Source organism: Bradyrhizobium sp. DOA1, from assembly GCF_001593325.1.
Lineage (GTDB): Bacteria > Pseudomonadota > Alphaproteobacteria > Rhizobiales > Xanthobacteraceae > Bradyrhizobium.
On record NZ_JXJM01000001.1, the window covers coordinates 3,570,237 to 3,578,833 of the forward strand.

Consider the following 8,597-nt stretch of genomic DNA (forward strand, 5'->3'; position numbering starts at 1 on the left):
GCCTTGGCTGATGCTCCTTGCGACGCCGGTTGATGATCGCAAACCTTCGTATGTTCACTGCTACACAGACCGGCGCGGCCGCCGACGCCGAATTCCCGTAGTTCTCCGGCCGAGAACAAAGTTTCAGTCCTGCCGAAAATATGATGGCCTCAAATGAGGAACGTCGCGAACGTTGATCGCGTTGGTCTCCCGTCACGCAATGAAGGAGTGACTGACGTGATGACCCTCGGCCGATGGTACGATCCGATCTCGGAGCGCTGGATCGAGCCGCGCGACAGGCGCACCGCGCCGTCGGCGCGTGCGGAAGACGATGCCGCCTTCGAATCTCGCAGGACCCAGCGGGTCGACCGCATCTGGCGCGCGCTGGTCGATTGCTGCGCGCGCGACTGAGACGGTCGCAAATCGGAACAAGAGCGCCGCCGTAGAAGGCGGCGACCACGCTGCTGGCGCCTTACTTCTTCTTGCCGTCGGTCCGGTTCTCTCCCTTGGACATATCCTTCATGCCGGGCCGATTGGCCCGGTTCGCATTCATGCCGGTGGTGTCCATCGCGCCTCTTTCGGTGGCGCCGTTGGTGTTCTCCGGCCTTTCCATGCCGCTCTGCGGCACGGGTCCGGTGTTCTGGGCGATGGCAGGCCCGGTCATGGCGGCAAACGTGATCGCAGCGATGAGCGCTTTCATGAGCATCTCCCTCGTCCCAGAAATGACGTGCCGAGGAGGAAGTTGTTCCCCCTCAAGCTGGGCGCCGGCCGCCGCTCAGGGCGGCGGCGAGGACTGACGCTTCAGGTGCAGATAGGCCGGACTGAAATCGCCGAGCCGCTGCAACTCGCGCCATTTCAGCACGATCAGCTCGCCCTCGCGAAGATCCATCGCCCCACTCCGCCGGAGGTCGGCGAGTGTCCGGTTCACGGTTGCGATCGCCATGCCCAGCGTCTCGCCAAGCTGGGCGAGACTGATAGGCAGGCGGCAGCGATTGGCGCGGACGAGTTGCGCGGCGCGGGCGCGGTAGAACAGCTCGCAGAACAGATGTGCCATGCGCGTCTGCATCGGCCGGGCGCTGTTGTTGGTGATCGCTTCGCGGAAGATCGCTGCATCGAGCAAGGTTTCGCGCCAAACCGCCATCCCGAAAACCGGCCGCCGCCGGAACGCGGCGAACAATTCGCGATGCGGGATGAAGGCGACCGACGCCGGTCCCAGCGCACTCAGCCCATGGTCCATCTCATCGATGAACAGGCCCTGTGCGTCCGGCAGGTCGCCGGTGAAATGAAACGCGAGATATTGCCGGCGACCACTGCCGAGCAGATGGTAGCGAGCGACCGCGCCCGAGACGACCAGCACCGAATGCTCGGGCTTATCGCCTTGGCGGATGAAATCCTCGTTGGGCTCCAGATCACGAAGGGTGAAGGTCAGTTCCCGGATTTCGGCGATATCGTCCTCGACCAATGGGGTGTGCTCGCACAGGTTCCGGATCAGCACATCGTGGGCTTTGTCCATGAGACCGCCAAAAATCCCGCCGGTTCTATCAAATGATACATCCGGCCTGCGTACAGCGGACTAGAACGCTTATCGGAAGCACAGGTTGCTAATCGATTTGCGACATCGCCGAGTCGCATCCGTCCCATCCTCCGAAAGCGGGCTTCGCAGCTCTTCTCATGACACCCCCGACCATCCTGGAGCGCATTCGCTACCTCTTTGCATCGGAACAAAATCAGCATCTGGACCGCATCAGCGATGCCTTCCGGAACGGCACCCTGCAAGAGCCGGCAAATCCGATGTCCGATCAGGAACTCGCCCGCGCCATCCGCGAGTTCCGCGCTAAGCCCGTCTCCGATTGGACGATCGCAAAACTCTCGCGTCGCTTCGTCGAAGTGCCCGATCGCTGAGGCGCATATCCCGTCTCATGCCGCATCCGAAGTTCATCACGCGTCTCCAGGCGATCGAAGGCCTTTCCGACGAGGAACGCCGGCAGATCGCCGGCCTGCCCTCAACGCTGCGCCCCGTCGCGGACGGCGAGATCGTTCTGCGCCAGGGCGAAGGCGCCTCGCGCAGCGTCTTCGTTGTCAGCGGCTTCCTCTACCAGGCGCGCATCGTCGGCGACCGAAGCCAGATCCTCGCCTTCCACGTGCCCGGCGACATGCCTTGCCTGCACACGTTGCTGGTCTCGCCGATGGATGCAGATCTCGTCAGCCTCGGGCCTTCTACCATCGGCTATGTCGCGCACGGCGTGCTCCGGCAGCTTCTCGATAGCTCCATCCACCTGACCCGCGCGTTCTGGCGCGAGACGCTGATCGACGCGGCGATCTCGCGGCAATGGATCGCCCGCCTCGGCGCGCAGGCGGCGCTGCCCAAGGTGGCGCATCTGATCTGCGAGCTCGCCGCGCGGCTGGAGGTCGTCGGTCTCGTCGCCGACGGCTGCTTCCAGATGCCGATGACGCAGCGCCACGTCGCCGATGCCTGCGGATTGTCGATCGTCCACGTCAATCGCACCATCCAGGAGCTCAGACATCGCGGGTTGATCGCATGGGAGGGCAGCGAGATCGAACTGCTGCAGCCCGATGAACTGCGCAAGCTCGCCGATTTAGGCCTGACTATCTGCGCTGAACGAGGCGTATGATGGCGGTCAGGGTGCGCGACGCATTATCCCGAACGCCGAATTTCCTCCCGCTGAGACTCGACCTCTTCGGCGTCCTCATCATCGACTGTCATCACATGCTCGCGGCCGGCGACCTTGAGCAATTCATCGAGCTTGGCATGGATGGCCTGGGTGTCGCGGTGCTCGGCGCGTTGGATAACCAGCGTCATGCCCCAGGTCGCCAGTGTGGCGAAGGAATGCCATTCGAGCCCGTTGCCGACCGCGATCCAGGCAATGCCGTAGATGAGGAACACCGCAAACGCGGCCGGTCGCGCTGTGGCAACGCCAATCTCGGTGAGCCAGCCTCTTGATTTCGGAAGGGACATGCACGGCAACTCGCGGAGAGCACCCGTGTTCCCGGGTGGCTTCCGCGATGCGCGGGCGCGAGCGGACGTCATCCCCTATGAGCGCGCGGCCTGTCTCCGCCACGATTTCAGCAGCGGGCCGCGGGGGCCCAGCACGGGATCGGTCTTCGGCTTGCGGACCTTGGCAATGCGCTTGATGGCGTCGGGGCGCTCGCGCGTGTCGGTACACTCGTCATACGCCCCGGCTTGCGGATAGGCTCCGACGACCAAGAAGTCGCGGCTGGACTCGATCAGCCGGTGTCCGGTGCCTGCCGGCAGCACCAGGACGTCGCCGACCTTCACGCGCAAGATGCGCCCCTTGACCCCACCGCACTCGATCCGGCCCGTGCCGCGAGCCACACCCATCACTTCATGGATTTGCGAATGATAGTGGACGAAATCGTAGACCGTATCGCGCCATGACCGACCCCAGCCATTCGTATCGAACAGCGTGTCGATGACGACCTCGGGAGGAAAGCGCCGGGACTTGAGATTCACCGCCCCGCGATAGAGCAGCATTGGAAAATCGGGATTGTTCGGCACGATGCCGTCGTCCCGGAAATGGACGGCCGCGGGCTTCCGCGCCCGTACCAGCGCCCGGAGCGTTGCGGCGTCGGGACGCTCCTCCACCAGCTTCTTGGCGAGATTCTTGATCTGGTCCTTGATCGGCATGACCTCTCCTCAGCCGCGGTTCAACGGCGACGGAGGAGAGAAGTTTCGAGGTTGGAGCGGTGCTGCATCGAGCGCACGAACTCGCTCTATCGATGAGCGATCGCGGTCTAGTAGAGATTGGCGATCCCGTGGTCGATGACTGCCTGAACCTCCGCTTCCGTTTCGCCGGATCGCGCGTGCGTCACGATCGCGTGGGCCAGCGACGGCAGATTTGAGCGGTTTGGCCAGTGTTCCGGGCTCCACAGCTTCGAGCGGACCACACACTTCGCACAGTGTAAAAAGACCTCGTTTATCTCAATCACCAGGATCAAATTTGGCGGCTTGCCTTCGACGGCCAAACGCGCTTGCAGCGCGCCGTCACGAACGATTGTTCCGGTGCCGCTGATGCGCAGCGTATCGCCGTGGCCCGGAATCATGAAGAGCAGTCCGATCTCGGGATGCACGAGCAGATTTTCAAAGGTGTCGAGACGATTGTTTCCCCGACGATCGGGGATCGCCAAGGTCCTGTCGTCGAGAACCGCAACGAAGCCGGCCGGATCTCCCTTGGGCGAGACGTCGATATGGCCATCAGCGCCGCGCGAAGCGACGAGGACGAAGGGACAGGTCGCGATGAAGCGGCGGCATATCTCGTCGACATGGTCGATGACTTTGTTGCGAGCGCGGAAGCTTGGCAAATCAGAGAGCTCGCGCAGGCGCTCCTGCGTGGCGATCACCTCGTCGAAGCGCATGGACATGGCCGACTCCGATATCTCAAGGTCATTCGGCTCTGATCTGCGCCGTGCGGATCACCTTTCCCCATCGCTCGGTCTGCTCGGCAATGAGCCTGCCTAATTCGTCCGGCGAGCCCGGCAGCGGCGCGCCGCCGAGTTCCGTCAGCCGCGCCTTGATGGCAGCATCCGCGAGACCCGCATTGATCTCTGCGTTGAGCTTGTCGACGATTTGCGCGGGTGTATCCCGGGGTACTCCGATGCCCACCCATCCGACGGACTCGTAGCCGGGCACGACCTCCCCTAACGCAGGGATGTCCGGCAAGGCGGGAGCGCGCGTCGCCGTCGTTACCGCGAGCGCGCGCAGCGTCCCGGACTTCACATGTTCGAGCGACGAAAAGATTGGATCGAACGCGAGCTGGATCTCGCCGCGCACAAGATCGGTCAACAAAGCCGCCGAGCCGCGATACCGTACGTGCATCATTTCGATGCCAGTCATCATCTTGAATAGCTCGGCCGCCATGTGCTGGGGACTGCCATTGCCGGCGGACCCGAAATTCAGCTTGCCCGGATTGGCCTTGGCGTAAGCGATCAGCTCGGGAACGGTCCGCGCGCTCAAGGAAGGATGCACGGCCATGACAAGCGGGTTTCGCATGACACCGCCGACGGGTGCGATATCACGGATGAAATTGAAGCTGAGCTTATCGTAGAGCGTCGCATTGATCGTGTTGAACGATCCGACCAGAAGCAGCGTATAGCCGTCCGGCGCTGCCGTCACCACCGCTTCGGTCCCGATGTTGCCGCCCGCGCCCGGCCGGTTTTCGATCAAGCAGGGCTGTCCGAGACGGTCCGACAGCCATTGGCCGATCAGTCGAGCGCTGATGTCGGAAGCGCCTCCCGCCGCTTGCGGAACGATCAGGCGGATCGGCCGCGCCGGGTAGGTTTCCGCTCGCACGGGCGAAACCACGAGCGGCAGAGCGGCAACGCTCGCGGCAAGCTGAAGCAGTCTACGACGCGCAATGGTCATGACCTATGCCCTTTTTGCTGCACCTGATGGCTGCGACCATGGCATGTCGCCGGCGTGCTCGCTTTGCGAGTGGCTTACTTTACCCTTACCTTGGCCTTTATTTCAGCCTGCCGATCGTCGCCTGCCGTTTTGGAGTGCAAGTTGCTGTACTGCTTCGGAAATCATGCGCTCGACACCGACCGGCGGGAGCTTCGCCGCGACGGCGAGCTGGTGGCCATCGCGCCGCAAGTGTTCGATATCCTCGCTTTTCTGATCCGTAATCGCGAGCGCGTCATCACCAAGGACGATCTGATCGCCGGCATATGGGGCGGACGCATCGTGTCGGAATCCGCTTTGACGACGCGGCTGAACGGCGCCCGAAAGGCGATTGGCGACAACGGCGAGGAACAGCGGCTGATCAAGACGCTTCCCCGCAAGGGGTTACGTTTTGTCGGCCATGTTCGTGAGGAAGCACCCGCAACGAGTTCGCCATCCAAGGACACGATGGCTGCCAACCTCAGTCTAGGCGACCAGCCCTCGATCGTCGTGCTCCCGTTCGCGAATTTGAGCGGAGATCCGCTGCAGGATTACTTCACCGACGGTATCGTCGAGGACATCACCACCGAATTGTCCCGATTCTCCGAGCTGTTCGTCATCGCCCGCAATACGAGCTTCACCTACAAGGGACAGGCGGTCGATGTTCGGACCGTGGGACGCGACCTCGGCGTGCGCTATGCGCTGGAAGGCAGTGTGCGCAAGGTCAACAAGCGCGTGCGGATCAGTGGCCAGCTGATCGACGCGGAAACCGGAAAGCACATTTGGGCGGATCGCTTCGAGAGTTCGCTCGATGACATTTTCGAGCTGCAGGATCAGATGGCACACAGCGTGGTCGGTGCCATCGCCCCCAAGCTGGAACAGGCGGAAATCGAGCGAGCGAAACGCAAGCCGACGGAAAGTCTGAGCGCCTATGATTGCTTCCTGCGCGGCATGGCCGGCTGGCATGCCTGGACGAGAGCAGGTCACGATGCCGCGCTAAAGCATTTCTATCGCTCGATCGAGCTCGATCCGACGTTTGCGAGACCGTACGCGCTCGCCGCGGGCTGCTTTCTCATGCGCAAGTCAACGGGTTGGGTCGTTGACCGCGCAACGGAGACGGCCGAGACCGACCGGCTGGCGAGGTTAGGCGCAGACCTCGGCCGGAGCGATGCCGTCGCACTGGCGTGGAGTGCGCATGCGGTCGCTCATGTCGTCGGCGACATCAAGGCGGGCGTCGCGCTGATCGATCATGCGCTGCGATTGAACCCGAATCTGGCGGCCGCCTGGCAGCGCAGTGGCTGGATTCGCGTCTATGCAGGAGAGTGCGAACTGGCGATCGAACACCTGCGCACAGCCATGCGCCTTAGCCCGCTCGACCCGCAGATGCACCTCGCCTACAGCGCGATGGCCTTTGCCTATTTCCTTCTTGGCGACCTCGACCAGTCTTCGACCTGGTCCGACCGCGCGCTGCAGCTGCGGCCTGGCTGGCCCGTTGCATTGCGGGTCTCGGCAATGAGCCATGCTCTTGCCGGCCGCGAACGGCCGAAGCAGGAGGCGATGGCACGGCTTCGCATGCTGCAACCGAACCTGCGATTATCAAACCTCCACGAGCAGATATTCCTGCATCGGCCGGAACACATGGCAAGGTTCGTCGAGGGTATGCGAACGGCGGGGTTGCCCGAGTAGCCGCACCCCACGCCGCCTACTTCTTCAGGACGCCTGGGTTGGTGTCGCCAAGTTGCCGGACGGCGGCGTCTGCAATTGGCGTGTTGTAGGTGGGCCGAGATCCACCGCCATTCTGATCAGGTGCCGCTACGCCGAGTCTGTCACCCGTCGCGCCGCGGCGCAGGGCATTGGAGGTGTTAGGGCCCGGCGCACCACCCGTTCCGCTCAGCGTGGTCCCGTTCGACAGCGTCGAACCGCTGGTCCCGCTCGTCCCGGCTGCACTCGCGCCGCCAGAGGATGACGAACCACCCGAACCGCCTCCCGAACTCTGCGCCATGGCGAACGAGATAGTACCTGCCAGGATAGTCGCCGCGATTGCCAAACGCTTCATTCTTCCCTCCATCTGTCCCTGACAGGTTCGAAATTCATCAAGCTTCTCGGCTCCAAGAGGCAACTTAGCGCCGGCGTACGAACCAGGCTCCAAGAAGAAATGCGACAAGGAGCGAGCGCAAAGGTGCTTTCACGGTTGTCTCGCGCAGCTGGTCGGCCATTTTCATTAGGAGCTCGGGAGACGGCGGCCGACGGCTTGCTCTCTCCGGCCGCGCGTCGGGCTGCTGGCTGGACGTCTGCCGGTGCTCGTCCGTCAGCCCGGACGCTTCAGTCATAGCTGAGGCTTCCCTCATATCCATCGCGTCCTCCTCTGTCGGCGACGAAGTAACCTGCACCGTTCCTTCTGGTTCCTCCATGAAGCTCTCCCGACCGGCCTGCTTCTGAGTTCCGACGGCGGGGCGAGCAACCTTGTCGATCATTTGGCATTTGGATCCGATGCAGCGGATCGCCATCATCGCGTTCATCTTTGCCGTGGCCGTCATGCTCGCGCGCTGGGCCGGCGACGGCTACGTGCAAACTGCCAAGCGTGGCGAACCAGACAGAACAGCGACCGTCGGACAGGCGCGTTGAGCGCCGTACAGCGGACGATGACCACCGTCCTGAGACCGCAAGCGCGTCGAGGGCAGCCCTGGAACGTCCAGCGGAGCGACGGCTGCGGCAGAACCTGGACCTCAGCCAGCAGTAAGCCCGAAAAGGCCCGATTTCCCCCCGGAACGAGCGCGCGGCGAGCCCGATTCAAGCCACATCCTCTCCGGATTTGCGGCTCATTGCCACCCAAGTCTTTGACGACAAAGGGGTGGTTAGAGTTGCGTCACGCGTAACCGGGAGACCAGGATGGGCAACCGCACCGCAAAATTCGTATCCGCGCTCGTCGGCAGCATCATCGCCGGCGCGCCCCTGGCCGCCGTGTCGCAGAATGCGCCAACCGCGCCGGCCACTTCGAGCACTGCCAACGCCGCCGGCGACTGCCTCGCATCGCCGAAGGGCGCCGCGCCGCAGGGACAGCACTGGTACTATCGCCTCGAACGCTCGACCAAGCAGAAGTGCTGGTATCTGCGCGCCGCAGGCAGCAAGGCCTCCCAGACCGCGCAGGCAACGCCCGACGCGCGAGCCGCCCAAGAAACGGATTCAGCCTCACCACAATCCG

Annotated in this window: 13 protein-coding genes and 1 pseudogene; 6 read left to right on the forward strand and 8 right to left on the reverse strand. The window is 63.3% G+C overall.

The window, feature by feature from the left end:
* Positions 1 to 219 precede the first annotated feature (219 nt).
* The gene (locus SE91_RS37125; RefSeq protein WP_197489590.1) at positions 220 to 390 is read left to right on the forward strand and encodes a hypothetical protein; all 171 of its coding nucleotides are present in this window, start codon (positions 220 to 222) and stop codon (positions 388 to 390) included.
* A gap of 61 nt (positions 391 to 451) precedes the next feature.
* Here SE91_RS37125 and SE91_RS17005 read toward each other — a convergent pair whose 3' ends face one another.
* The gene (locus tag SE91_RS17005) at positions 452 to 679 is read right to left on the reverse strand and encodes a hypothetical protein (RefSeq protein ID WP_156489648.1); all 228 of its coding nucleotides are present in this window, start codon (positions 677 to 679) and stop codon (positions 452 to 454) included.
* A 75-nt stretch (positions 680 to 754) separates the two neighbouring features.
* On the reverse strand, positions 755 to 1,492 hold the full coding sequence (locus tag SE91_RS17010) for a Crp/Fnr family transcriptional regulator (RefSeq protein ID WP_061848402.1): 738 nt from the start codon (positions 1,490 to 1,492) through the stop codon (positions 755 to 757).
* Between the two features lie 158 nt (positions 1,493 to 1,650).
* Here SE91_RS17010 and SE91_RS17015 point away from each other — a divergent pair, with 158 nt between their 5' ends.
* Both SE91_RS17015 and SE91_RS17020 read left to right on the forward strand, forming a co-directional pair.
* Positions 1,651 to 1,881 carry a hypothetical protein gene (locus SE91_RS17015; protein ID WP_008551757.1) on the forward strand — a complete coding sequence of 77 codons (231 nt, stop codon included), beginning with the start codon at positions 1,651 to 1,653 and terminating at the stop codon, positions 1,879 to 1,881.
* Between the two features lie 17 nt (positions 1,882 to 1,898).
* Positions 1,899 to 2,612, forward strand: a complete 714-nt coding sequence (locus SE91_RS17020) for a Crp/Fnr family transcriptional regulator (protein ID WP_061848403.1) — start codon at positions 1,899 to 1,901, stop codon at positions 2,610 to 2,612.
* Positions 2,613 to 2,635: 23 nt separating this feature from the next.
* Here the strand turns inward: SE91_RS17020 and SE91_RS17025 are convergent, their stop codons facing one another.
* The 4 genes from SE91_RS17025 to SE91_RS17040 all read right to left on the reverse strand — a co-directional run bounded on the left by SE91_RS17025 (position 2,636) and on the right by SE91_RS17040 (position 5,380).
* The gene (locus SE91_RS17025) at positions 2,636 to 2,956 is read right to left on the reverse strand and encodes a low affinity iron permease family protein (RefSeq protein WP_008551761.1); all 321 of its coding nucleotides are present in this window, start codon (positions 2,954 to 2,956) and stop codon (positions 2,636 to 2,638) included.
* 75 nt (positions 2,957 to 3,031) lie between these two features.
* Positions 3,032 to 3,646, reverse strand: coding sequence for a cupin (locus SE91_RS17030; protein WP_061848404.1), 615 nt, complete (start codon positions 3,644 to 3,646; stop codon positions 3,032 to 3,034).
* Between the two features lie 107 nt (positions 3,647 to 3,753).
* Complete coding sequence (locus tag SE91_RS17035) at positions 3,754 to 4,380, reverse strand: pyridoxamine 5'-phosphate oxidase family protein (RefSeq protein ID WP_061848405.1); 627 nt, start codon at positions 4,378 to 4,380, stop codon at positions 3,754 to 3,756.
* A gap of 22 nt (positions 4,381 to 4,402) precedes the next feature.
* A complete protein-coding gene (locus SE91_RS17040) occupies positions 4,403 to 5,380 on the reverse strand; it encodes a Bug family tripartite tricarboxylate transporter substrate binding protein (RefSeq protein ID WP_061848406.1) in 978 nt (325 codons plus the stop codon).
* 141 nt (positions 5,381 to 5,521) lie between these two features.
* Between SE91_RS17040 and SE91_RS17045 the strand changes: the two genes are divergently transcribed.
* A complete protein-coding gene (locus SE91_RS17045; RefSeq protein ID WP_061851170.1) occupies positions 5,522 to 7,081 on the forward strand; it encodes a winged helix-turn-helix domain-containing tetratricopeptide repeat protein in 1,560 nt (519 codons plus the stop codon).
* 16 nt (positions 7,082 to 7,097) lie between these two features.
* Here SE91_RS17045 and SE91_RS36345 read toward each other — a convergent pair whose 3' ends face one another.
* Together SE91_RS36345 and SE91_RS17050 are read right to left on the reverse strand one after the other, a co-directional pair.
* Positions 7,098 to 7,451, reverse strand: coding sequence for a hypothetical protein (locus tag SE91_RS36345; RefSeq protein WP_156489649.1), 354 nt, complete (start codon positions 7,449 to 7,451; stop codon positions 7,098 to 7,100).
* A 64-nt stretch (positions 7,452 to 7,515) separates the two neighbouring features.
* On the reverse strand, positions 7,516 to 7,869 hold the full coding sequence (locus SE91_RS17050) for a hypothetical protein (protein ID WP_245318473.1): 354 nt from the start codon (positions 7,867 to 7,869) through the stop codon (positions 7,516 to 7,518).
* On the opposite strand from SE91_RS17050, the gene SE91_RS36350 reads away from it, so the two are divergent.
* The gene (locus SE91_RS36350; RefSeq protein ID WP_156489650.1) at positions 7,859 to 8,020 is read left to right on the forward strand and encodes a hypothetical protein; all 162 of its coding nucleotides are present in this window, start codon (positions 7,859 to 7,861) and stop codon (positions 8,018 to 8,020) included. The genes SE91_RS17050 and SE91_RS36350 overlap by 11 nt on opposite strands.
* A gap of 264 nt (positions 8,021 to 8,284) precedes the next feature.
* A pseudogene (locus SE91_RS17055) lies at positions 8,285 to 8,597 on the forward strand (hypothetical protein); the annotation flags it as partial.

What these genes read in the sequence shown, in the direction of transcription:
- SE91_RS17035 (WP_061848405.1), bottom strand. Translation starts at nt 4,380, where the DNA reads ATGTCCATGCGCTTCGACGAGGTGATCGCCACGCAGGAGCGCCTGCGC.
- SE91_RS17015 (WP_008551757.1), top strand. Translation starts at nt 1,651, where the DNA reads ATGACACCCCCGACCATCCTGGAGCGCATTCGCTACCTCTTTGCATCG.
- SE91_RS17040 (WP_061848406.1), bottom strand. Translation starts at nt 5,380, where the DNA reads ATGACCATTGCGCGTCGTAGACTGCTTCAGCTTGCCGCGAGCGTTGCC.
- SE91_RS17005 (WP_156489648.1), bottom strand. Translation starts at nt 679, where the DNA reads ATGAAAGCGCTCATCGCTGCGATCACGTTTGCCGCCATGACCGGGCCT.
- SE91_RS17050 (WP_245318473.1), bottom strand. Translation starts at nt 7,869, where the DNA reads ATGATCGACAAGGTTGCTCGCCCCGCCGTCGGAACTCAGAAGCAGGCC.
- SE91_RS17025 (WP_008551761.1), bottom strand. Translation starts at nt 2,956, where the DNA reads ATGTCCCTTCCGAAATCAAGAGGCTGGCTCACCGAGATTGGCGTTGCC.
- SE91_RS17020 (WP_061848403.1), top strand. Translation starts at nt 1,899, where the DNA reads ATGCCGCATCCGAAGTTCATCACGCGTCTCCAGGCGATCGAAGGCCTT.
- SE91_RS36345 (WP_156489649.1), bottom strand. Translation starts at nt 7,451, where the DNA reads ATGAAGCGTTTGGCAATCGCGGCGACTATCCTGGCAGGTACTATCTCG.
- SE91_RS17030 (WP_061848404.1), bottom strand. Translation starts at nt 3,646, where the DNA reads ATGCCGATCAAGGACCAGATCAAGAATCTCGCCAAGAAGCTGGTGGAG.
- SE91_RS37125 (WP_197489590.1), top strand. Translation starts at nt 220, where the DNA reads ATGACCCTCGGCCGATGGTACGATCCGATCTCGGAGCGCTGGATCGAG.
- SE91_RS17010 (WP_061848402.1), bottom strand. Translation starts at nt 1,492, where the DNA reads ATGGACAAAGCCCACGATGTGCTGATCCGGAACCTGTGCGAGCACACC.